The 19,771-nt window shown below is 60.1% G+C and carries 21 protein-coding genes, 1 tRNA gene and 1 pseudogene; 9 read left to right on the top strand and 14 right to left on the bottom strand.

Annotated elements, in window-relative coordinates; all coding sequences use genetic code 11:
* Positions 1–96 precede the first annotated feature (96 nt).
* On the top strand, positions 97–1,314 hold the full coding sequence (gene argJ / locus GC177_02230) for a bifunctional glutamate N-acetyltransferase/amino-acid acetyltransferase ArgJ (GenBank protein MBI1274773.1): 1,218 nt from the start codon (positions 97–99) through the stop codon (positions 1,312–1,314).
* A gap of 241 nt (positions 1,315–1,555) precedes the next feature.
* Here the strand turns inward: argJ and GC177_02235 are convergent, their stop codons facing one another.
* Both GC177_02235 and GC177_02240 read right to left on the bottom strand, forming a co-directional pair.
* On the bottom strand, positions 1,556–1,777 hold the full coding sequence (locus tag GC177_02235) for a hypothetical protein (protein ID MBI1274774.1): 222 nt from the start codon (positions 1,775–1,777) through the stop codon (positions 1,556–1,558).
* 33 nt (positions 1,778–1,810) lie between these two features.
* Positions 1,811–1,990, bottom strand: a pseudogene (locus GC177_02240) (PE family protein).
* Positions 1,991–2,021: 31 nt separating this feature from the next.
* Here GC177_02240 and GC177_02245 point away from each other — a divergent pair.
* The 3 genes from GC177_02245 to GC177_02255 are packed head-to-tail and all read left to right on the top strand — an operon-like array spanning position 2,022 to position 5,462.
* A complete protein-coding gene (locus tag GC177_02245; GenBank protein MBI1274775.1) occupies positions 2,022–3,596 on the top strand; it encodes an OmpA family protein in 1,575 nt (524 codons plus the stop codon).
* Positions 3,597–3,598: 2 nt separating this feature from the next.
* Positions 3,599–4,603: a tyrosine-type recombinase/integrase gene (locus tag GC177_02250; protein ID MBI1274776.1), complete on the top strand. Its 1,005-nt coding sequence runs from the start codon at positions 3,599–3,601 to the stop codon at positions 4,601–4,603.
* 46 nt (positions 4,604–4,649) lie between these two features.
* Positions 4,650–5,462: a M48 family metalloprotease gene (locus tag GC177_02255; GenBank protein MBI1274777.1), complete on the top strand. Its 813-nt coding sequence runs from the start codon at positions 4,650–4,652 to the stop codon at positions 5,460–5,462.
* On the opposite strand, the gene GC177_02260 is transcribed toward GC177_02255, so the two are convergent.
* Together GC177_02260 and rsfS are read right to left on the bottom strand one after the other, a co-directional pair.
* Positions 5,459–6,322 carry a hypothetical protein gene (locus GC177_02260; GenBank protein MBI1274778.1) on the bottom strand — a complete coding sequence of 288 codons (864 nt, stop codon included), beginning with the start codon at positions 6,320–6,322 and terminating at the stop codon, positions 5,459–5,461. The two genes, GC177_02255 and GC177_02260, sit on opposite strands and share 4 nt — an antisense overlap.
* Positions 6,323–6,424: 102 nt before the next feature.
* Positions 6,425–6,907: a ribosome silencing factor gene (gene rsfS, locus GC177_02265; GenBank protein ID MBI1274779.1), complete on the bottom strand. Its 483-nt coding sequence runs from the start codon at positions 6,905–6,907 to the stop codon at positions 6,425–6,427.
* 354 nt (positions 6,908–7,261) lie between these two features.
* Between rsfS and GC177_02270 the strand changes: the two genes are divergently transcribed.
* Positions 7,262–7,335, top strand: a tRNA-Gly gene (locus tag GC177_02270).
* Here GC177_02270 and nadD read toward each other — a convergent pair.
* Complete coding sequence (nadD, locus tag GC177_02275) at positions 7,302–7,913, bottom strand: nicotinate (nicotinamide) nucleotide adenylyltransferase (protein ID MBI1274780.1); 612 nt, start codon at positions 7,911–7,913, stop codon at positions 7,302–7,304. The genes GC177_02270 and nadD overlap by 34 nt on opposite strands.
* On the bottom strand, positions 7,913–8,998 hold the full coding sequence (locus GC177_02280; protein MBI1274781.1) for a P-loop NTPase: 1,086 nt from the start codon (positions 8,996–8,998) through the stop codon (positions 7,913–7,915). Before GC177_02280 ends, nadD begins: the two co-directional genes overlap by 1 nt.
* 131 nt (positions 8,999–9,129) lie before the next feature.
* On the opposite strand from GC177_02280, the gene hflK reads away from it, so the two are divergent.
* Positions 9,130–10,254 carry an FtsH protease activity modulator HflK gene (hflK, locus tag GC177_02285; protein ID MBI1274782.1) on the top strand — a complete coding sequence of 375 codons (1,125 nt, stop codon included), beginning with the start codon at positions 9,130–9,132 and terminating at the stop codon, positions 10,252–10,254.
* A 9-nt stretch (positions 10,255–10,263) separates the two neighbouring features.
* Positions 10,264–11,217, top strand: a complete 954-nt coding sequence (hflC, locus tag GC177_02290; protein MBI1274783.1) for a protease modulator HflC — start codon at positions 10,264–10,266, stop codon at positions 11,215–11,217.
* On the opposite strand, the gene GC177_02295 is transcribed toward hflC, so the two are convergent.
* The 4 genes from GC177_02295 to GC177_02310 all read right to left on the bottom strand — a co-directional run bounded on the left by GC177_02295 (position 11,214) and on the right by GC177_02310 (position 14,876).
* Positions 11,214–11,972, bottom strand: a complete 759-nt coding sequence (locus tag GC177_02295) for a hypothetical protein (GenBank protein MBI1274784.1) — start codon at positions 11,970–11,972, stop codon at positions 11,214–11,216. The genes hflC and GC177_02295 overlap by 4 nt on opposite strands.
* Before the next feature lie 86 nt (positions 11,973–12,058).
* On the bottom strand, positions 12,059–13,156 hold the full coding sequence (locus GC177_02300) for a DUF3137 domain-containing protein (GenBank protein MBI1274785.1): 1,098 nt from the start codon (positions 13,154–13,156) through the stop codon (positions 12,059–12,061).
* A 6-nt stretch (positions 13,157–13,162) separates the two neighbouring features.
* Positions 13,163–13,729, bottom strand: coding sequence for a LemA family protein (locus GC177_02305; protein ID MBI1274786.1), 567 nt, complete (start codon positions 13,727–13,729; stop codon positions 13,163–13,165).
* Between the two features lie 100 nt (positions 13,730–13,829).
* Complete coding sequence (locus GC177_02310) at positions 13,830–14,876, bottom strand: hypothetical protein (protein MBI1274787.1); 1,047 nt, start codon at positions 14,874–14,876, stop codon at positions 13,830–13,832.
* Positions 14,877–15,009: 133 nt separating this feature from the next.
* On the opposite strand from GC177_02310, the gene purD reads away from it, so the two are divergent.
* Complete coding sequence (purD, locus tag GC177_02315) at positions 15,010–16,290, top strand: phosphoribosylamine--glycine ligase (GenBank protein ID MBI1274788.1); 1,281 nt, start codon at positions 15,010–15,012, stop codon at positions 16,288–16,290.
* 1 nt (position 16,291) lies between these two features.
* Complete coding sequence (locus GC177_02320) at positions 16,292–17,110, top strand: hypothetical protein (protein MBI1274789.1); 819 nt, start codon at positions 16,292–16,294, stop codon at positions 17,108–17,110.
* Positions 17,111–17,121: 11 nt separating this feature from the next.
* On the opposite strand, the gene GC177_02325 is transcribed toward GC177_02320, so the two are convergent.
* The 4 genes from GC177_02325 to GC177_02340 all read right to left on the bottom strand — a co-directional run bounded on the left by GC177_02325 (position 17,122) and on the right by GC177_02340 (position 19,770).
* Positions 17,122–17,559: a hypothetical protein gene (locus GC177_02325; protein ID MBI1274790.1), complete on the bottom strand. Its 438-nt coding sequence runs from the start codon at positions 17,557–17,559 to the stop codon at positions 17,122–17,124.
* Between the two features lie 10 nt (positions 17,560–17,569).
* Positions 17,570–17,968, bottom strand: a complete 399-nt coding sequence (rplT, locus tag GC177_02330) for a 50S ribosomal protein L20 (GenBank protein ID MBI1274791.1) — start codon at positions 17,966–17,968, stop codon at positions 17,570–17,572.
* A gap of 214 nt (positions 17,969–18,182) precedes the next feature.
* Complete coding sequence (gene rpmI / locus GC177_02335) at positions 18,183–18,383, bottom strand: 50S ribosomal protein L35 (protein MBI1274792.1); 201 nt, start codon at positions 18,381–18,383, stop codon at positions 18,183–18,185.
* A gap of 691 nt (positions 18,384–19,074) precedes the next feature.
* Positions 19,075–19,770, bottom strand: a complete 696-nt coding sequence (locus GC177_02340; protein ID MBI1274793.1) for a hypothetical protein — start codon at positions 19,768–19,770, stop codon at positions 19,075–19,077.
* Position 19,771: the final 1 nt, after the last annotated feature.

Consider the following 19,771-nt stretch of genomic DNA (forward strand, 5'->3'; position numbering starts at 1 on the left):
CCAGGCATGAAATCCCCCTCTCTCCGCTTGCGGGGAGAGGGCCGGGGTGAGGGGCCCATCACCTCCTAACCACCATATTGCCAGCCAGCGACTTCCATGACCTCTCTCCTCGCTCCCAAAACCTATGCCGCCATGCCCGTCATCCCGGGCTGCGACCTTCACGTGGCCGCTGCCGGCATTAAATACAAAAACCGCACCGACATGCTGGTGATGCGGTTTGAAAAGCCCGCCGCCGTCGCGGGGGTTTTCACCCAAAGCCTGTGCCCCGCCGCGCCGGTGGAACTCTGCCGCGCGCATCTGGCAAGCGGGCAGGGGGCGCATGCGCTGGTGGTGAATTCCGGCAATGCCAACGCCTTCAGCGGCCAGGTCGGCATGGATGCGGCTACCCAGGTGGTGAAAGCCGTGGCGTATAAGCTGGGCTGCAACCCGCAACAGGTCTTTGCCTCCTCCACCGGCGTCATCGGCGTGCCGCTGCCCGCGCAGCCGATGGTGGACGCGATCCCCAATCTTACCCCCGCAACCTGGGAAGATGCCGCCCGCGCCATCATGACCACCGATGCCTTTCCCAAATACGCCACGCGCCAGGCATCCATCGGCGGCAGGCCGGTGACGCTGAACGGCATCGCCAAGGGTGCGGGCATGATCGCGCCCGACATGGCCACCATGCTGGCCTATCTGGTGACGGATGCCAGCCTGCCGCAGGCCGTGCTGCAAGCGCTGCTGGAGGATGCCGTCGGCGTCAGCTTCAATGCGGTGACGGTGGATGGCGATACCTCCACCAACGACACGCTGATGCTGTTTGCCACCGGCGCCAGCCCGGCCGGGCAGGGCGTCACCAATGCCGCCGACCCCGCGCTGGCCGAATTCCGCGCCGTCCTCACGTCGCTCTGCCAGGAGCTGTCGCAGATGCTGGTGCGCGATGGCGAAGGCGCCACCAAACTGGTGTCCATCACCGTGGAGGAAGCCGAAAGCGACGCAGCGGCCCGCCGCATCGCCATGAGCATTGCCAATTCCCCGCTGGTCAAAACCGCGCTCGCCGGGTGCGATCCCAACTGGGGCCGCATCGTCATGGCCGTCGGCAAGGCGGGTGAAAAAGCCCTGCGCGACCGGTTATGGATACGCTTCGGCGATATCCGGGTGGCGGAAAAGGGGCTGGTCTCGCCAGCCTACAGGGAGGAGCAGGGGGCCGGTTATTTCAAACGCGACGACCTGGCCGTCACGGTCGGCGTCGGCGTCGGCAAGGGGCGCTTCACCGTCTGGACATGCGACATGGGGCATGAATATGTCCGCATCAATGCGGACTACCGCAGCTAGCCTCAATCCCTACCATATGTTGTAATATAGCTGGTCAATTCAGCATCATTTGGTATGATGGCCGCCTAAGCTTGCTAATTGGGTGGCTGGTGGGCAACAAGAATACGCGAAAAATCTGGCTTCGTGCGGGGAACGTGAACCACGCTGGGCGTTCCGTGTCCGGTGTGATGCTGCGGGCGCTGTTGCTGTGCGGTGCAGTTCACCTCAGCGCCGACGCCGCTGCCGCCATTGCCCAGCCGCGTTATGGCAATAGCTGGGGCCAGCGCCCGCCTGCCGTGGAAATAAACATGGATGTGCTCAACCGCTTCCAGGGGGGATATGCGCCGCCATCCGCCACCGCAACGGCGGTGCCGACAACTCCCGTAATGGTCGGCAGCAGCATGCCGCCACCGCCGCCTCCCATGCCGATGGAAGGGTATCCGCCACCGCCGCCTCCAGAGCAGGGAGGGTTCCCGGCCCCCATGGTGCGTGATCTTCCTCCGCCCGTGGAATCCTACGCGCCGCCACCCCCCGCGCCGCCCCCGCCGCCAGCCGTTCTGAGTCAGGACATTCCGCCACCCGCGGACGCCCCGCCCGGCGCTGCGCCCAGGCCGCTGATGCCCCTGCCGGATATGGACCAGTCCATGCCGCCCCCGCCGCCCATGGCGATGGAGCAACCGTCTCCGCCTGCGCCACCCCAGCAGGAAGGCCTCGCTCCGCTGCCCGCCATGCTGGAGCGCCCGCAGCCGCAATACGAGGCCAGCCAGCTCGCCGCGCCCGCCCCGGCCTATCAGCTGCCGGCGGAGATGCAATCCGCCCAGGCGGCAGAGGCCGCCGCCGCGCCGTCCAATGGCCGTGGCGCGTTAAACGACATGTACCCCGCGCGCTATCAGCGCAACGCATCGCCCCCGCCGCCGCGCCGTTTGGCGGAGCCGGTGCAGTTCGCTGCGCCGCCTTCACCCGTCATCCGCACGCGGAACCTGAACGACATGGTCGGCCATTACGGCGTTGGCACGGTGGACCCCGACCATGCCCGCCCATACCGCCGCCTGGGCAGCGAGGCAAGCATGCCGCCGCAGCCCTTCATTCCAGGCCCGCCCAAGCTGCTCCTGCCCGGTCAGGTGGATGAGGTTCCCAAGCCCGCTCCAGAGCCGGAGCCCAAAAAATCCAAAAAACAGGAAGCGCCCGAGGAGCCCGCCATCGTGGAGGCGCCGGCGCCCGAACCGGCGAAGCCGGAAGCCAAACCCGCCAAGGTCGAACCCGCACCCGCCGTGAAGGAGGCTGCGCCGGCACTGCCCGATCTCCCGGCCTTCCCGCCTGAAAAGGCCGAGGAGAAAGCCGCGCCCAAACCCGCCATCGACGAAGCCGTCATGACGCCGGAGGAGCTACCGAAGGAAAAGGGCAAAAAAAGCAAATCCATCATCGAGCCCATGCCCGAGCCGGATCTGCCACCGATGAAATCCCCGGCGAAGGAAGACGCCAAACCCGGCAAACCCAGCATCGATGAGCAATACGAGAAGGCTTTCAAATCTTCCACCAACACGGGCGATCTGGATTTGCCACCCTTGCCGGGCGGCGCCAAAAAGCCTGCCGAGCCCAAAAAGCCCGCCGAGCCCTCCAAGCAGCTTCCGCCACCTTTGCCCGGCGGCAAGGTGAGCAACGAGGATCTGGACAAGCTGCTGGACGACAAGAGCATGCCCGCGCCAAAGCTGACCGGCGACAAAGCCGCCGGGGCGGACACGTCACCCGCGCTGCCGCCGCTGGAATTCCCCGAGCCCGCCGCCAAGGAACTCCCGAAAATCGATGCGGCCAAAATCGGGACAGCTAAAAAACCGGCGGATGGCGCCAAGAATGTGCCGATACCAGAAATCGACGTGCCCGCGCTGCCGCCCCTGCCGGAAACCGGCAAGGACGCCAACAAGGCCGTATCCGCCAAAGCCGCCGATATACCTTCTGCCTTGCCCGATCCCGTCAAAAAATCCGACTCGCCCGATGCCCCGTCCGACCTGACGGTGAGCTACAACGCCGCCGAGCAGGACGTACCCCTTGCCGCCGAGGTGGACCTGAAGGACATGGCCGGGGTGTTGAAGCAGCAGCCCAACAAGCGGGTGCATGTGGTGGCCTATGCCAGCGGCAGCGGCGATCAGGCGGGCAATGCGCGTCGCACCTCGCTGGCCCGCGCGGTGGCGGTGCGCTCATTCCTCATCAAGGAAGGCGTCCCGGCCGATCACATCACCACCCAGGCCCTGGGCAGCGATGGTGCGGGCAGCAGCACCGAACGGGTCGACCTGTTCTATAAATAACCATGGCCGCGCAACCGCAACAGCCCGCTCCCCCCTTTCGTGCCCTGGAACAATTATGCGATGCCGCCCTGCTGAGCAGCCTGCGGGCATGGCTGCTGTTTCTGGAAAACGAGCGCCGCTATTCGCACCAGACCGTGCTTGCCTACATGCGCGACCTGTCGGATTTTCTCGCCTACATGGCCCGCCAGCGCAAACCGGTGACGGAAGCCTCGCTGATGGGGGTCACCAAATCCATGCTTCGTCAATGGCTGGCGGAGCGTCACAACCGCAAGCTCGCCCCCAGTTCCACCGCGCGCGCCATTTCCGCCGTCAAACAGGCTTACCGCTACCTCAACAAACAGTCCGGCACGCCGCCATCGCCCATCATCCAGCACTGGCGTGCGCCCAAGCTGCCCAAGCGCCTGCCGCGCCCGCTCAGCGAGGATCAGGCGCTGGAAGCAATGGAGGACATCACCAACCGCGACCACGAGCCATGGGTGCTGGCGCGGGACGAGGCCCTGCTGATGTTGATCTATGGCACGGGGTTGCGCATCAGCGAGGCGCTTTCCATCACCCCTGCCATGCTCCATGCCGAAAACCACCTGATGATCGAGGGCAAGGGCCGCAAGCAGCGCATGGTGCCGCTGCTGCCCGGCGTGAAGGAAAAGCTGGAGGAATATAAAAGCCTCTGCCCCCATCTGCTTCCCGCCGGTGAGCCGCTTTTTCGCGGCACGCGCGGCGGCCCGCTGAATGCCCGCATTTTTCAGGGCGTGGTGGCCGCCATGCGCCTGCGCCTCGGCCTGCCGGAAAGCGCCACGCCCCACGCCTTCCGCCACAGCTTCGCCACCCACCTTCTCGCCAACGGGGCGGACCTGCGCGAGATTCAGGAACTGCTCGGCCACAGCACCCTGGCCACCACCCAGCGCTACACCGCCGTGGAACTCAGCCAGATGCTCACCGCCTATCAGGAAAGCCACCCCCGCGCCGAGCTTTCAACCAGGAAAAAACGCACAACCCCAAAGGGTTGACAATCGCCCTGCATGCACACTAAGGTTGCATTCAGGGAGATTGACTATGCGTTACATATTACCGGTGGCCTTGCTGGCCGCCCTGACGGCCTGCGCCACGCCCGTGTCGCAGACACCCAAAATCGGCAAGGATGAGATTTCCGCCGAAGCACGCACGCAGGAGGCGATGGTCAAACAGGGCTACACGATCGACGATCTCGACGTGCGCACCCAAAGCATGGCGGAACGCCGCAAGCGCCTGACACGCGTTTTAAAGCGCATCACCAAGGAGGGCGTCAAACTCTGCGGCCAGTTCATCGAGGCCAAGGGCAATTGCATCTACCCCGCCGATATCAATGAAGACAGCAAGGAAATAAACGCCTTCGCGGATGGCGAGCGCATCCATGTCAACACGGCGATCATGGATTTTGTGCGCAATGACGACGAACTGGCCGCCGTCATCGGCCATGAATACGCGCACAACCTCATGGGCCATATCGATGGCGGCAACCGCAACGCCGCCATCGGCGGGCTGCTGGGCATGGCGGCCGATCTGCTGATGGCGAGCCAGGGCATCAACAGCAATGGCGAATTCACCAAGGCGGGCGCCAATGGCGGCAGGCTCTCCTATGCCGCCGATTTTGAGCGCGAGGCCGATTATGTGGGTTCCTACCTCATGTACCGTGCCGGCTACAAACTGGAAAACGCCCCCGCCTTCTGGCGGCGCATGTCCATGGAACATCCGGATTCCATCTATATCGGTTCCACGCACCCGGTAAACCCCGAGCGCTACATCATGATGCAGAAAACCGCGGCCGAAATCCGCGAGAAAAAAGCTGCGGGCGAACCCCTTGTACCCGACATGAAACCCAGGTCCTAGCGGGCGGTGGCGGCCTGCTGCAACCCCCAGGCAAGTTCCCATTCAGCGTTGTGCGTATTGGTAATCAGATGCTGATCCATTTGCGGTTCCAAAAGATCAGTGAACCTGCGCGCATAGCGGTCGAATGGGTGCTGACCATGACTGATATCGTCGCGTATGATTCCGCCCACGACGCGCTTGAGCTGTGTGAGCGCTTGTGTTTTCAGGGCGTCCGCCATCGTGGCGGCCAGTGCCTTGGCTTCCGGTTCGGGCAATTCCGACGGTGTGTTTTCCTGCTTTAACGAGTGCTCGATACTGTTCTGGTAGGCGGTCCAGGCATGGCGGTTAAGCATGCCCTCCCATTTGCCGATCATGCGCAGGCAGTCGGTATAGGCTTCCGCCTGGTGGTTTGGGCCGCCATAGCGGCTCGCTTCTTCCGCAACCTGCATCAGCGATTGCACCTGCTCGCGCGTTGCCAAATACAGCTGGCCGCGCAAATCGGTGCTATCCATGCCGTTGATGGCAAGGCCATCCAGCTTGTTCCACCAGTTTCTCTGTTGTTTCAGCGTTTCTGCGTCAACAACAACAAATTGCACATAACCCTGCGGGTCATCCGGCGATTCGATACGCACATGCTCCACATCCTTAAGGGCTTCATCAAGCAATGCCACGGTGGTGGCATGCTCGCCGATCAGGATGGGGCACATGTTCTGGATGGCGGCCATTACCTGCGGGATGTTGGATTGCCGAAAGGGAGCCAGCGCGTCGGTATCATCCATGTCCGGCAGGTGCAAATCGTAGGAAAGGCCGATGCCTTCGCCGAAATCGGTGCGAAGCCACAATTCAATCTGCGCGGCGTGATGATCGCTGATCGTTCCCATAATGGCCGATCATATCAGCCTATTGCGACAATCCGGTTAAACGGGCCGGTTAAACGGGCCGGTTAAAAGGGCCGGTTAAAAGGGCCGGTTAAACGGATGTTATCAGGCCATCTGCCCGGCAAACCCGCCAATATGCACAGGCCCGCGTGCCGGGCTTGCGGTTTCGCCACGGTCGCGCGGGGCAGGGGTGCTCGGGGTCGGAGCGGGCACGTCCCACATGCGCTCAAGGTTATAGAAGCTGCGCACTTCCGGGCGGAACAGGTGCACGATCACCTGGAAGCTGTCCACCAGCACCCAGTCTGCCGTGGCCATGCCTTCCACATGGGCGTCTTGCACGCCGTTTTCGCCGAGGGTTTTGTTCACGTAATCGGCCAGGCTTGCCACGTGGCGCGCGCTACGCCCACTGGCAATCACCATGTAATCCGCCATGTCGCTTTTGCCCTTCAGGGGAATGATGACGATATCTTCGGCCTTCTGGTTATCCAACGTCGCGGCGATCTGTTTCACCAGGTTTTCCGCGGGATTTCCTGTTTCGGAGGTTTTGCTGGAACGTTTGGCAACAACCTCTTTTTTCCGGCTAGATATAGGACATCTCCATCAATGCAGGGGTGGTGTGGGAAAGGCGCGAACGCGCGGTGCAAGGCCTGGTTATTGGAAAAGATCGTTGCCGAAGTAGCAAGCCAATCATCAAATCCGTATCGTCCCAAGAGCGGTTAGCCAATGCCAAGTCTTATAAGCCCATTATGCACCAATTCGCCCTTTTTTGCCAGAAAATTATCCACAGGGCCATGTTTTCTGTGGATAAGTCAGCCGAAACCCCATTAGCCAATCCCTTCGTCGTCATTCCAGCGAAAGCTGGAATCCATCTGACCTCCATTCCTGCCAGCCATCAACCCTCTTGCCCAATCATCCCATTCCTTTATAAAAGGCCGCCTGTGCGCGGGTGTAGTTCAATGGTAGAATGAAAGCTTCCCAAGCTTTAGGTGAGGGTTCGATTCCCTTCACCCGCTCCAGTCTTCCCCCGCATCGCCGTGGACGACTCCCCCCGCCGCCGGATGCGCAGCAACGCCCAGCCACGTTGCTCCACCGCCTCCAGCGCCAAGGGCCGCTGAAAGCGCTTTAAGGCCATAGCCGCTTTGGCATGCATGGCGGTATGGCTGAAAGGGGCGCGGTCGAACACCAGCATGGGCACCAGCTTCGCAATCCGCCGCCAGCCTTTCCAGAGGTGAAACTGCGCCAGATTATCCGCCCCCATCAGCCATACGAACCGCACCTGCGGGTAAAGCGCCGTCAGCCGTTCCAGCGTATCCACCGTGTAGCGCGTGCCCAGTTCCGCCTCCAGCCCAAGCGGCCGGATGCGCGGTTCCCCCTTCAGCAGCGCCCCGCAGGCTTCCAGCCGCGCATCCATGTCGGCGGGCGCTTCCGTCTTGAGTGGGTTATGCGGCGATACCAGCCACCACACCTCATCCAGCTTTGCTGCCTTCAGCGCTTCCTTGCTGATGGCCACATGCCCGGCATGGGGCGGGTTGAAGCTGCCGCCCAGCAGCCCCACGCGCCCAGGCGCAAGCCTGCGTGCATGGGGCCTGGCCATCAGGCCGCCTGTTTCAGCGAAAGCGAAGCCGCAAGCCGTGCGGCCATATCGGAAAACGCGCGGCTGGCCGCATGGTCCGGCTGGCTGGCGCTCAGCGGCGTGCCTGTGTCGGATGCCACGCGCAGCTCAGGCGCAATCGGCACCGCGCCGAGATAGGGCGCGTCATGCTCTTTCGCGGCCTTTTCCGCCCCGCCCTTGCCGAAAATATCATGCACCACGCCCGTGGCATCGGTAAACCCGCTCATATTCTCCACCATGCCGAGGATTGGCACACTCACCTTGCGGAACATCGCCAGGCACCGCACCGCATCCAGCACCGCCACATCCTGCGGGGTGGAAACAATCACCGCGCCCGAAAGCGGCACCGCCTGCGCCAGCGTCAGGTGAATATCCCCCGTGCCCGGCGGCATATCCACCAGCAGCACATCCAGGGGGGATTCCTTGCTTCCCCAACGCACGCCCGCCAGCATCTGCCGCAGGGCTTTGGTGACCATGGCGCCGCGCCACACCACGGCCTGTTCCTCGCCCACCAGAAGCCCGATGGACATCACCTTCACCCCATGCGCCAGCGGAGGCACAAGCTTCTCATCCGCAATCTCAGGCTGGCCGGAAAGGCCGAACATCATCGGCATGGACGGCCCGTAGATATCGGCATCCAAAAGCCCCACGCGCAACCCCTGCTTGGCCAGCGCCACCGCCAGGTTGGCTGTAACGGTTGATTTGCCCACGCCGCCCTTGCCGCTGGCCACGGCAATCACATGGTTCACAAACGGCAGGCCCTGGCTGTTATATTCCGCAGGCCTGGCCGGTGCGGGGGGAGGGGGCGCCGCGCCTGCCACGCGTTGCGCCGTCAGCACGGCCGTCACCTGCGTCACGCCGGGCAAACGGCGCACGGCGGCCTCGCATTGCTGGCGCATCGGCTCCATATGCGCGGCTTCGCTTGCGGGCACTTCCAGCGCAAACCCTACCTTGAAGCCGCCGCTGCCATCCGGCCGCACCACAATGCCACTAATCCCCACATCTTGTTGAACATGGGGTTTAACCACGCTATGTAATGTGTTTAGAATATCAGCTTTTTCCACCATATCCGCAGCGTCCCGGTCCCAAATAACGGGTTATTATAGGCGCATGGCGGCATATTGGCTAGGGTTTAGAGGGGGGAATACAGCGCATGACATGGAAACCGGGCAACGGGCCGAGCGGCCCATGGGGTAACATGGGTGGAAGCGGCGGCGGTAACAATGGCGGCGGCGGTAATGGCCCCAAAGGCCCGCGTGGCCCGCTTGGTGGCGGTGGCGGTCCGCGCCGCACCCCTCCCAATACGCCCGATCTCGACGAATGGCTCCGCCGCGCGCAGGAGCGCATCAAGACGATATTCCCCGGCTCCGGCCAGACGCCGATCTACATCATGCTGGCCCTGGTCGTGCTGGTGCTCTGGCTGGCAAGCGGCATTTACCGCGTCGCGCCGGATGAAAACGGCGTGGTGCTGCGCTTCGGCCAGTTTCACCGCGTCACCGGCCCCGGCCTGCGCTACCATCTTCCCGCCCCGTTTGAGACGCTCTACAAGCCCTCCGTCACGCGCGTGCAGCGTCAGGAAATCGGCTTTCGCTCCGGTGGCCAGGGCTTCATGGAAGGCACGGTGCCCGGTTCCATCCCCGAGGAAAGCCTGATGCTGACCGGCGATGAGAACATCGTCGACATCAACTTCGAGGTGCAATGGCGCATCCGCGATCCCAAGGCCTTCCTGTTCAACGTGCGCAACCCGGAAAACACGGTGAAGAACGCTGCCGAATCCGCCGTGCGGGAGGTGATGGGCTCCACGCAGATCGCCACCGCGCTCGCCGAAGGCCGTCTGGATATCGAGGTCAAATCCAAGCAGCTGCTTCAGCATGTGCTGGACAGTTACCATTCCGGTGTGGAAGTGGTGCGCCTGCAAATGCTGAAGGTCGACCCCCCGCATGAGGTGATCGACGCCTTCCGCGATGTGCAGACAGCCCGCGCGGACATGGAGCGCCTCATCAACCAGTCCGAGACTTACCGCAACGACATCATCCCCAAAGCCCGTGGTCAGGCCGAAAAAATCGTGGTGGATGCCGAGGCCTACAAGTCCCGTGTCATCGCCCAGTCCGAAGGTGAGGCCGCGCGCTTTGCCTCGGTCTACAAGGAATACGCCATGGCCAAGGATGTCACCCGCAAGCGCATGTATCTCGAGACGATGGAAGAGATCATGCGTGGCATGCACAAGGTGGTGATCGACGACAAGGTGCAGGGCGCGGTGCCGTTCCTGCCGCTGAACGAACTGGGTCGCAAACCGGCTGAAACCAGCAGCGATGCGCAATAGGAGAGCATGATGGATAACGACACCAAAATCGCATCGGCCATTGCGGCAGTTGGGCTGTTTCTTCTCAGCAGTTCGCTTTACATGCTGGATCAGACCGAACAGGCGCTGGTGGTGGCTTTCGGCAAGCCCATGCGCATCGTACAGACGCCGGGGTTGAAATGGAAAAAACCCTTCATTGAGGACATCATCCGCGTCGACCGCCGTCTGCTGGAATACAATGCCGAACCCAAAGAGGTCATCCTGGCCGACCAGAAGCGCCTGGTGGTGGATGCCTACATGCGCTACCGCATCACCGATCCGCTGAAATTCTACGAGACCGTGCAGGATGAGCGCGTCATGCGCGACCGCCTGAACACCGTGCTGGAATCCTCGCTGCGTCAGGTGATGGGTTCCGTCCAGCTGCAGGATGTGCTCTCGGCCAAGCGCGGCGACATCATGCACCACATCACCGCCATCGTGAACAGCCAGGCCTCCGGTAAGCCGCTTCCCAAAAAGGTGAAGCAGGACATTCAGGAGCAGGCAGGCGAAGCTGGCAAGCAGGTGGTGGCCCAGGCCGAGGATGACATCGGCGGCGGCTTCGGCGTGGAAGTGGTGGATGTGCGCATCATGCGCGCCGACCTGCCGAAGGAGAACAGCGAGGCCATCTTCCGCCGCATGCAGACCGAGCGCGAGAGGGAAGCGAAAGAGTTCCGCTCACGTGGGGATGAGGAAGCGCAGAAGATCCGCGCCAAGGCCGATAACGAGCGCACCGTGCTGCTGGCCAATGCGCAGAAAAAAGCCGACATATTGCGAGGTGAGGGCGATGCCCAGGCCGCGCATAATTTCGCGGCCGTCACGCGGGAGGATCCGGAATTCTTCGCCTTCTACCGCTCCATGCAGGCCTATCGTCAGACGCTCTCTGTCGACGACACCACCATGGTGCTGACGCCGAAGAACGAGTTCCTGCAATATATGGGACGTTAAGCGGCGGTGGAGCGCGTCGGCGGCAGCAGATCGCCGGCGGCAAGATGATCCAGCTCGAATCGGATACGCTCACGGATGTCTGTTGCGTTGCTGCACTCAATGATGGTGCGGTAATCCCGCGCCAGGGATGAATAGTCATGCTCATTCAGCTCGGCTGCCGCGTCATGTGCGGCATTGGCTGCGGCAATCATGTTGAATTCATTACCCGGCTGTCTGCACAGTACATAGGGTCGCATTTTGGATTCGACATAGCGATCAGCCGCCAGTTCGTCATGCGCCTCAATCCAGGCTATACTGGCTTTGGCCAACATATCCAGCGATTGACTGAGGTCCCCCACGGGCAGGCTGCTTTGCCTAACGATGCTCATTTGCGAGGCTTTCATATGCGGGGTATTAAAAGCATAGGCCAGGAAGGCGGCATCCATGAGCGTCAAGGCCTGATGCGGCTGTTCAACCAGCGACTGGATCCGGTCAATCAGGCTTTCCACCGTCTGTGCGTCTTGGTGGTTATAATGCTCCAGAAACCCTTCCACCCACGTCATCAGTACATGCGGGGCCACGGTGCCGTCCGCAAGCACCGCCATCGGGCGCGGCGCGTCATTCACCATCGATTCGAGATAGCCGTTGAGCCATTCGCCACGGGCTTTGCCATCCAGCAGCATATGCCCGAGCTGACGGGCCGTTACCTGAAAGGATGACTGCAGGGCATCTTTACCCACATACTGTTCGAGCCAGCTGAAAAAATCCTGTGACATGCGATTCTCCTGAATTTCTCCCTGCTTATGCTGCCGGAACTTGAAGCTTTCATGACAGGCCTGTGAAGCCTGCATGACAAGGATACCTAAAGATGCGTCACCTCATGCAGCTTCAATTCCTCGATCACATCGAAAATCGTGGCCATCTGCTCCAATATCACATTGATATCATTCACGAAATCAGCGGGCGTAAACACGCTGCCGCCCTCAAACCAGTTCTTATGGGTGGAAACCATCAATAGCAGCCGGTTGTCGTAAAAACTTGCCTGAATCCCCGTCCCGTCGATCAATTCCTTCAGCTTCAGCATTCGCTCCATCATGCTGGTGGAAAGCAGGTAGCGCGCTTCCACCTGGTCGCTGGAAAACACCTCGAATTCCTTCTCGAACACCGGGTCCTCCAGCGCCACCTTCTCCAGCCCACGCTTGTCCTGCGCCCAGTTGAGCAGAAAGCTCGCATCCTTCTTCACCATGGTGCGGCCCTTAAACGGCTTGTTCATGGAAAGCCGCACGCAGATGCCGCCGAACACCAGGACGGTGCGCCGGTTCTTGCCGGTGCCTTCCTCACGCGTCAGGCGTGCTTCCAGCAGTTCCAGCGCCACGCCCTTGTGATCGCCATCCACATAATCTTCCTGATGCGTCTGGTTGTAATTGCCAATCAGCCCGGATGGCTCCAGCGAGGTGATGCTCATGCCCATGCCGCTATGGTCGAACCGGTAATCCTCGCCGAAAAACCGAAACACTGCCGGATATATCGAGGTCTTCACTCCCTTCTGATAGGAAATACCCGGATACACGCCCCAGCCCCACACCAGAAACATCACCACCATCGATGCCTGAAACAGAAACCCGGCTGCATCCGACGACTTCATATGGTCGAAAAACCAGTCGCGGAAGAACACGGCGGAGAAGATCACAAACCCCGTCACCAGCAACGCCACCCAGCAGCGCCACCGCATGCGGGTAAGCGCATCGATGCGCAGCATTTCGTATTCATCGCAACGCGGCTTGATATGTTGCTCGTAATAGGGGCCGAATTCCTGCCCAACGCTTTTGACCAGATAAAAGTTGGGCGGCGTATCATCCGCAGCCGGTATGCCCCGCAGCATCAGCCCCAGAATGGAAAAGGGATTAAGCGCCGCGAACGACCGCCGTGTGATCAGGATCTGGTTGCTCCACCCAAGCATGAAGGCTTACTTCAGCAGTTCCGCCGCGTTCACCGGCGCGCGGTCGGCCTCCGCCGCTTCATAAAAGGGCATGGTCTCCACATTGGCCATGCTGGCGATCAGGCTGCCGGGGAAAATCTGCGCCGCATTGTTCAGGCTCGTCACCGCGCTGTTATAGAAGCGGCGCGCCGCCGCAATCTGCGCTTCCACCTCGTTGTAGGAAAGCTGCGCCTGCATCATCGTCTGGTCGGCCTTCAGCTCGGGGTAATTCTCCACTGCCACCATCAGTTTGCCCATGCTGCCGCCCAGCGTATTGGCCGCGGCCAGATATTGCTTCACATCGTCTGGGTTGCCGGGGTTCACATCGCGCACCACCTGCGCGCGCAGCGCGGTCACTTCCGTCAGCAGGTCCTTTTCATGCTGCATGTAACGTTTGGCAATGGCCAGGATATTGGGAATCAGGTCTGCCCGTTTCTTCAGCTGCACATCCACGGTGGAAAAGGCCTCTTTGGCCTTGTTGCGCCGCGTGATCAGCGCCATGTACCAGAAATACAAAAACGCCACGACGGCAACCAGCGTGATGATCAGGCCCATGAAATCCTCCTAAGGTTCAGGCTGTTATAAAGCGTCATTCATGAAGAAAATATAAAAAAAGGGCGGCACGGCGGCCGCCCTTTTGATGCTTGTTGCATCCTTATGCAACTTTGATTGCCTCAAAGTTACGGCTCAGTTCCTCTGCGCTGGTATTGGCCGCATCAATGATGCTGCGCGAAAGTTGCCCCAGCATGCTGGCGCTGTAGGAAGAGGTGAGAATATCCACATCCACATTTGCTGAACTGCCGTCACCAAACAGAATCGTATCGTAATCCGCAATCTGGTTGGAGGCGTCATACAGCATGCCGATGGCGCCTTCCGGCACAGCCAGCACAGGCGCTTTCGTATCAAAAGGAACTTCATCGGAGTTGATATCCACGGGCACTACGGCAGCGCCTGTTCCTTCCGTAACATCCACCGGTGCGGAACTCTGGAACAGTTGGCGCAGTTCCTGCAAGGCGCTTTCAATGCGCTGCTTTGCGTTCAGCACCTCTTCGTCATTCAGCACCATGCGTACCGAATGTTCGGCCAGTGCCGCGCGTGCCGCGTTGATTTTGTCGCTTGCGCCATAGCTGTTGGGGTTGATGTCCAGCACATCACCTGTAAAGCGGCCATCGGCGTCGACTTCCGGGATGCGAACTTCCGTTTTATGCTGCTGCGTAATGCTGTCAATGCCGGGGCGGCCAGCCTGGAGCTTCACATCCACATCATGCATTTCCTTGATGCGGTCAATGACTTTGGCCAGCACTAGCGGCAGCAGGGCTGATTCCAGAGTGCGGTTGTCGCCTTCATAACCTTGTCCCAGGGCGAATTCGTGGCCGATTTCCAGCAGTTGGCTCAACGTGCGGATAGGGAAACCATAGAGAAAATCATAGGATTTTTTAACGGCAAGTTCCTGGATATGCTGCTCGGCTGTTTCATCAATCACGCCGCCGTCACGCAGCATGGCATTGCGGATGATGCTGGCCTGCCGGGCGATATAGCCTTCCTTGATCTGGTCCATGAAGGCGCGAAAGGCATTTTCATCTGTCACAACACGCCCAAATTGGTCGATAGCGGCCTCGCGGTCATCGGGCACCTTGTCCAGCACACCCTTGGGAAGCGTTTTGCTCAATACCCAGTCACGATTGATGCTGATGCTTACCATTCTGTCTCTCTCCTGTTATGTGTTGTATGCGGCCTGCTATTAGTTGGAAAACACGCAGGGATGACAAATGAAGCTTTTGTTGCAATTTTGTGACGATGCTGGAATATCAAGGAAATTTGGAAAAGGCATTGGAATGAAAACCCTTCTCATTGGCTCCGGCGGGCGCGAACATGCCATGGCATGGAAGCTCAAACAATCGCCCCTGCTGAGCGAACTGCATATCGCCCCCGGCAACCCCGGCATGGCTTCTCTCGGCACCTGCCACAACGTGAAGGCGGACGACATTGCCGGCCTGCTTGCGCTGGTGGAGGATGAGGGCATCGAGTTCGTCATCGTCGGCCCCGAGGCGCCGCTGGTCGCAGGCCTGTCCGACTGGCTGGAGCCGATGGGCATTCCCTGTTTCGGTCCGTCCGGAGTCGCCGCCCAGCTCGAGGGCTCCAAGGCCTATTCCAAACGCATCATGGAAAAATACAACATCCCGACCGCCGCCTACGGCGAATTCACCGATGCCGCCTCCGCCCGCGCCTATGTCGAAAAACACGGCGCGCCCATCGTGGTGAAGGCCGACGGCCTGGCCGCAGGCAAGGGCGTCACGGTGGCCATGACCAAACAGGAAGCCCTGAACGCCATCGACGAATGCTTCAACGGCAAATTCGGCGAAGCGGGCGAGAAACTCGTGATTGAGGAATATCTGGACGGCGAAGAGCTCAGCTTCTTCGCGCTGCTCGACGGCGAAACCGCCCTCGAACTCGGCTCCGCCCAGGACCACAAACGGGTGGGCGAGGGCGATACCGGCCCCAACACCGGCGGCATGGGCACCTATTCCCCCGCGCCGGTCGCCACCCCTGCCTTCCATGCCGAGGTGATGGAAAACATCGTCCGCCCCATGGCCAAAGCGATGGTCGCCGAAGGCGCCCCCTATCGCGGCGTGCTCTTTGTCGGCCTCATGGCCACCAAGCAGGGAGCAAAAGTCATCGAATTCAACGTCCGCTTCGGCGACCCCGAAACGCAAAGCCTCCTGCCGCGTATTGATGGGGACCTGCTGCCTTACCTGCATGCCACCGCCACCGGCAGGCTGGCGGGTATGAAGCCCGTGCAGTTGAAGCCGGAATCCGCCCTCTGCGTGGTCTATGCCGCCAACGGCTATCCGGATGAACCCCTCAAGGGCACCGTTATCGGTAATCTCGATGAGCCGCCGCTCCCCGGCACCGTCATCTTCCACGCCGGCACAACTAAAAACAAAGCAGGTGAATGGGCGGCCAATGGCGGCCGCGTGCTCGGCGTCACCGGTCTTGGCGCAACCCTGGAACAGGCCCAGGCCAATGCCTATGCCGCCGTCAGCCGCATCCACTGGCCGGAAGGCTTCTACCGCCGTGATATCGGCTGGCGCGCCCTGAAACGCGACGCCGCCTGACATGCACAAGCGCGAACTGTTCAAGGACATCATGGCCCTGGACGTAGCGCCATACGAAGCCGCGCAAATCACCTTGCTCTGCGACAAAAAACTGCGCCTGGTGGAAAACAACCCCGAGGCCGCATCCGCCCTTGCCGATGCCGTGCAAAATCTCTCTCGCGAACTGAAGCGCGACATCGCCACCCCACGCCTGATGACCACCAAAAACTCCGGCATCGTCTCCTGCGCCATCAGGGCAGAGCCGCCGATCATTCTCATCGATCAGGAACTATTTGACGATTATTGCGCCAAACACTCCAAACGCCTGCGCTCGCTCATCGGGCATGAGCTGTACCACCTGGAACATGCCACGCGAGACAGGCGGTTGATGGAGCTTTGCCTGCCCCATGCATTTGCGGCCATCACGCAATTTAACGAACAGGTCAGGGCAGGGGGGCCGGTCACTATTGCAGGGCACGACGTGCGGATCGGCCAGCTATTCATCGAGGATAGCAGCATCCCTATATTCCGCAACCAATGCCCGGCTGATTACCTGGTGGTGCACATGCTGGATGCCCTGGTCGCCCATGCCGATGCGCGGCGCTACATCATACAATCGGAATTCGCGGCCGACCTTTGGGGCGGTATGGCCGGAACACCAAACGCCATGTTCAACCTGCTGGCCGATATCATTCACAAGGAAGATGGTGGACAGCTCCACCCCCGCACCGCATCGCGTCGCCACCTGCTGGGATATGCGGCCGATAATAATCTCATTCAGCAATATCTAACGGATTTTGATCAACGCCTGGAGCCGGAAACCTGGCTGAAAGCAGCATAACAAGCAGGTTACTAAACGGCCGAAAAAGAGATGGGATTCTGTTGGCCGCTGGCGACAATCGCATGCAGGGCGGCATCCAGTTGTTCTGTGCTGTCGAAGCGGATTTCGATAAACAGGTCGCACAGATCTTCCAAACGGCCGTCTGTCACCATCTTCCATAATTCGCGGTCATAATAAACCTTGTCTTCCAGATCATAGCCGCCGTGATGCACGGTTTCCGGCATGGGCCAGCCGCGGGCGGCAAACATCTCGGAGATACTGCCGTAAAGCAGGTCGCTGTCTGTGCGGTCCATATTGTCGGCGGCGGGGAAAACGAAGATCGAAGCATTATGCCGCTCTACCAGCACCTGCGTGCTGAGCAGAAAAGAAAAAAGCCCGGCATCGCATAAAGCGTCTGCCAGGCTTCCTCGTGCTTGCCGGATCAGCTCCTTATCAGGCTGGCCCAGCATGGCTTAAGCCTTAAGCGGCTTTCTTCTCGGCTTTTGGAGCCTGTTTGCTGCCCGCTTCCAGCGCTTTTTTGGCGGTGGCGGCAACAGCGGCAAAGGCAACCGCATCGCGGGCAGCCATATCAGCCAGGATTTTACGGTCCAGCGTCACGCCGGCCAGTTTCAGCCCATGCATCAGGGTGGAGTATTTCAGGCCGTTTTCACGCGCCCCGGCATTGATACGTTGAATGAACAGCCCGCGGAAATCGCGCTTTTTGTTGCGGCGATCGCGATACGCGTAACGCAGCGCCTTTTCGACCTTCTCAACGGCAACGCGGAAGCAGTTCTTCGCGCGGCCGCGATAGCCTTTGGCCAGTTTCAGGATTTTCTTGTGACGTGCATGTGCGGGTACACCGCGCTGGGGACGTGCCATGTTATAGACTCCTCTAGGTTAGTGACCCGTAATCAGCGGAGGTGCTTGGTTACAGGTGGCGGCCATGGCAGGCCGCGCTTGGTTAAATGGTCAGGTTTCGCTGTGGCGTGGCGAAAATGACGGTGTTGCGAGAACCGAAGCGGAGCGTACATTTTTGTACGTGAGCATCGGATTGCAGCAAGACCGGCATTTGCAGCCCGCCGCAGTAGAAACCTTAGCGGCCGTAGGGCATCATCGGGATGATGATACCAGCATCAGCATCGCACAGGATGGTGGTGCCAACGCTGTTACGCAGGCTGCGTTTGCTGCGCTTGCGCATGTTGTGCTTGTGGCCTGCCTGGCTGGCGCGGACTTTGCCGCTGGCCGTCAGGGTGAAGCGCTTTTTCACGCTGCTTTTGGTCTTGAGTTTGGGCATGGGTAAACCTTTGCGCAATCGTCTGGAATTCTAAAAGGGAGTGGTTGTTAACCCATTTGCCCCCAAAGCGCAAGCGAAATTCCGGCGCATCTATTAAGCGGCTATAAGAAAAAAAACCCCTCCGCACGAGCGAAGGGGAAATCCAAAACAAACAGAGAATACTGGCGAGATACGTTAAGAGCGTTGCTGTCGGCGCCAACGCATATTGGATATGCGATTGACGACCCGGATGACCACCAGAGTGGAAAGCATCCATGCCAGCTGTATGATAAAACTACATGCCAGATATGACAAATACCCTTGCGGGTCTTCATCTTTACCTAGCATGAGTTGGCTGGTTATGATTGCAAGCATGAGTGCTATCATCCCATACGCAACCCCAAAAACGAACGACCTGTTGAACTCTATTTTATTCGGATTGTTGTTTTCGCGGCTATTCATTTTTCTGTTATTCTCCCTGGACCCACGTCCCTAAGGAATACCTGGATCTCTGCATCTAAATTGACACATTAAGATCCTGAAATGTCTAAGACTATTAGACACAAGGTAAATCTCCACGCCATGCGTGGCAGAGCATTAAATCGGAATCACACCGTTTCACAGAACGGCGTAACCTAACAGCCCTATATGAAAGATTAATGAATTAACCAAGGGCCCGCCAAATAATGGCCGCTGTTAAATTTAATGATATCTACAGCAGCCACGCATCCAGCGCCGCCCACAAATGCTTCTGCATCTCCTCAAACCGGTGGGGTTCAGCGAACAGGGCTGTCTCGTTCTGGACATAGGGGCCTTTGGGCAGGGCCGCATGGTGCGCCAGCCAGCGATGGATATCGGCCTCTGTCACTTCCAGATGGTGCTGCAGCGCCACCACATGTTCCTGATAGGTAAATCCTTGATTATCAGTGGCCTCGCTACTGCCGCTATGGCTCACATCCTCTGGCAGCTCAAACCGGTCGCCATGCCAGTGAAAGCTCATCAGATAATCGGGCAGGGCGTTGCTGAACGGGTGGGCGTGATCGTCGCTTTTCCGTACCTGAAACCAGCCCACCTCCTTGTGTGCATGCGGGGCAACCCGTGCCCCCAGCGCCCGGGCGATCAGTTGCGAGCCAAGGCAGATGCCCAGCACGTTCCGCCGCTGGTCGATGGCATCCTTGATGAAGCCGATTTCCTCCGTCAGCCATGGATGCTGCTCCTCTTCATACACGCCCATCGGCCCGCCCATGATCAGCAGCAGGTCCTGCTCGCCCAGCCAGGCCTTTTCAAGCCCGCCCTTGGGCACGCAGGCATGCTCCATGGGGATACCACGCGTCTTGGCCCAGTTCGCGATGCTGCCCGCGCCTTCAAAATCCACGTGCTGGAGGCAGAGTATTCTCTTGGTCTTCATG

It is taken from the genome of bacterium (genome assembly GCA_016124905.1).
Taxonomy (GTDB): Bacteria; Pseudomonadota; Alphaproteobacteria; order Rickettsiales; family RI-342; genus RI-342.

Coding starts and splice junctions, on each gene's coding strand:
- GC177_02310 (MBI1274787.1), bottom strand. CDS start 14,876: ATGGTAAGCATCAGCATCAATCGTGACTGGGTATTGAGCAAAACGCTT.
- argJ (MBI1274773.1), top strand. CDS start 97: ATGACCTCTCTCCTCGCTCCCAAAACCTATGCCGCCATGCCCGTCATC.
- hflK (MBI1274782.1), top strand. CDS start 9,130: ATGGGTGGAAGCGGCGGCGGTAACAATGGCGGCGGCGGTAATGGCCCC.
- rpmI (MBI1274792.1), bottom strand. CDS start 18,383: ATGCCCAAACTCAAGACCAAAAGCAGCGTGAAAAAGCGCTTCACCCTG.
- GC177_02340 (MBI1274793.1), bottom strand. CDS start 19,770: ATGAAGACCAAGAGAATACTCTGCCTCCAGCACGTGGATTTTGAAGGC.
- GC177_02235 (MBI1274774.1), bottom strand. CDS start 1,777: ATGGGGGCCGGGAACCCTCCCTGCTCTGGAGGCGGCGGTGGCGGATAC.
- GC177_02255 (MBI1274777.1), top strand. CDS start 4,650: ATGCGTTACATATTACCGGTGGCCTTGCTGGCCGCCCTGACGGCCTGC.
- GC177_02295 (MBI1274784.1), bottom strand. CDS start 11,972: ATGTCACAGGATTTTTTCAGCTGGCTCGAACAGTATGTGGGTAAAGAT.
- GC177_02260 (MBI1274778.1), bottom strand. CDS start 6,322: ATGGGAACGATCAGCGATCATCACGCCGCGCAGATTGAATTGTGGCTT.
- nadD (MBI1274780.1), bottom strand. CDS start 7,913: ATGGCCAGGCCCCATGCACGCAGGCTTGCGCCTGGGCGCGTGGGGCTG.
- GC177_02300 (MBI1274785.1), bottom strand. CDS start 13,156: ATGCTTGGGTGGAGCAACCAGATCCTGATCACACGGCGGTCGTTCGCG.
- GC177_02245 (MBI1274775.1), top strand. CDS start 2,022: ATGCTGGAGCGCCCGCAGCCGCAATACGAGGCCAGCCAGCTCGCCGCG.
- purD (MBI1274788.1), top strand. CDS start 15,010: ATGAAAACCCTTCTCATTGGCTCCGGCGGGCGCGAACATGCCATGGCA.
- GC177_02280 (MBI1274781.1), bottom strand. CDS start 8,998: ATGGTGGAAAAAGCTGATATTCTAAACACATTACATAGCGTGGTTAAA.
- GC177_02320 (MBI1274789.1), top strand. CDS start 16,292: ATGCACAAGCGCGAACTGTTCAAGGACATCATGGCCCTGGACGTAGCG.
- hflC (MBI1274783.1), top strand. CDS start 10,264: ATGGATAACGACACCAAAATCGCATCGGCCATTGCGGCAGTTGGGCTG.
- GC177_02305 (MBI1274786.1), bottom strand. CDS start 13,729: ATGGGCCTGATCATCACGCTGGTTGCCGTCGTGGCGTTTTTGTATTTC.
- GC177_02250 (MBI1274776.1), top strand. CDS start 3,599: ATGGCCGCGCAACCGCAACAGCCCGCTCCCCCCTTTCGTGCCCTGGAA.
- rplT (MBI1274791.1), bottom strand. CDS start 17,968: ATGGCACGTCCCCAGCGCGGTGTACCCGCACATGCACGTCACAAGAAA.
- GC177_02325 (MBI1274790.1), bottom strand. CDS start 17,559: ATGCTGGGCCAGCCTGATAAGGAGCTGATCCGGCAAGCACGAGGAAGC.